This is a genomic window from Bacillus sp. mrc49, from assembly GCF_002803435.1.
In genome coordinates, this window is sequence record NZ_PHNG01000254.1 from 1 (window position 1) to 639 (window position 639).

Consider the following 639-nt stretch of genomic DNA (forward strand, 5'->3'; position numbering starts at 1 on the left):
TATCTACAAAGCAGAAAAAGCGAGGGAGAAACATGACGGATAAACAAAAACGCCGGTTGAAAAAGTCTCTAGCCAAAAGAGAAAAGGATCGCTTGAATCATGCTTGGAGAAACATCTTTGTGAAGTCCGGTTTTCTTGAAGAAAGAAAATAAAAGGGGTGGGCAGATGTTCATTTTCGTAATGGTGGCATTCATTGTTGGGGCTTGGGTCGGGATGTTCTTCATGTCTTTATTTTCTGCAGGTGCTTATGAAAAAGGATTTAAGGATGGGAGTAAGTTAAATGAATACAATTGATGATCAATTAAAAAATGATGTGCTGCTTGCTGTTGAGACAGAACGTTTTAGACAAGATGCATTGTGGGGTAAACAACGTCATTCATATGGTGACTGGTTGAAAATCCTGGTTGAAGAAGTCGGAGAGGTTGCTCAGGCAATGCAAAAGGATCAAAGATGGGGAAAAGATTCTGACGCTTCAAATTTATACACTGAATTAATTCATGTAGCTGCTGTGGCTGTCGCTATTGCCGAACAAGTTCTAGAGGAAAAGAAATAATGGCCAGGCAAATGCAGCCGGTTATTATACGTCGCCAAAGGAAGCATGAAGCTGAACAGGCTATCAAGGATTTATTATCAAGGGGA

At 40.4% G+C, this 639-nt stretch carries 3 protein-coding genes; all 3 read left to right on the forward strand.

The features are described from left to right. Window positions 1-32 precede the first annotated feature (32 nt). From CVN76_RS01825 to CVN76_RS01830, 3 genes are read left to right on the forward strand one after another with little or no spacing between them, the layout of a single operon-like run. A complete protein-coding gene (locus CVN76_RS01825; RefSeq protein WP_100530060.1) occupies window positions 33-152 on the forward strand; it encodes a DUF3983 domain-containing protein in 120 nt (39 codons plus the stop codon). 13 nt (window positions 153-165) lie between these two features. Further along, window positions 166-294 carry a hypothetical protein gene (locus tag CVN76_RS32040; protein WP_269799994.1) on the forward strand — a complete coding sequence of 43 codons (129 nt, stop codon included), beginning with the start codon at window positions 166-168 and terminating at the stop codon, window positions 292-294. Continuing rightward, window positions 281-553, forward strand: coding sequence for a hypothetical protein (locus CVN76_RS01830; RefSeq protein ID WP_100530161.1), 273 nt, complete (start codon window positions 281-283; stop codon window positions 551-553). The genes CVN76_RS32040 and CVN76_RS01830 overlap by 14 nt, the downstream gene beginning before the upstream one ends. Window positions 554-639 lie beyond the last annotated feature (86 nt).